This window comes from Pseudomonas sp. AC463, from assembly GCF_979253585.1.
The window spans coordinates 1-259 of the sequence record NZ_CEEDDZ010000787.1 but is presented as its reverse complement, the minus strand read 5'-3'; the positions used below and the strand labels follow the sequence as shown (position 1 = coordinate 259).

General features: G+C 61.4%; 1 protein-coding gene. It reads right to left on the bottom strand.

Translation table 11 applies throughout. The features are described 5' to 3' along the window. Positions 1-84 precede the first annotated feature (84 nt). On the bottom strand, positions 85-259 hold a 175-nt coding region (locus AC0IYH_RS32370), incomplete at its 5' end, for an OmpA family protein (protein WP_471838428.1).

The following is a 259-nucleotide window of genomic DNA, read 5'->3' as shown; positions in this document are numbered from 1 at the left end:
CGGTGGTTCAGTCACCTTCGTTGGTGACTGACACGCCGTCATCGGGGGCAAGCCCCCTCCCACCTTTCGAGCTGCGCCAAATGCTTAGCGGGCGGCGCCCAGTTGGCCTGTTGCATCGGAGAATACGATTTCTACTCGACGGTTCTGCGCCCTGCCCCGCTCGGATGCATTGGCCTCCACCGGGTCCTGGTCGCCATAACCTTCGACCTGGATGCGTTTTTCGTCGATACCCAGGTCCACCAGCACATCAGCCACAGAC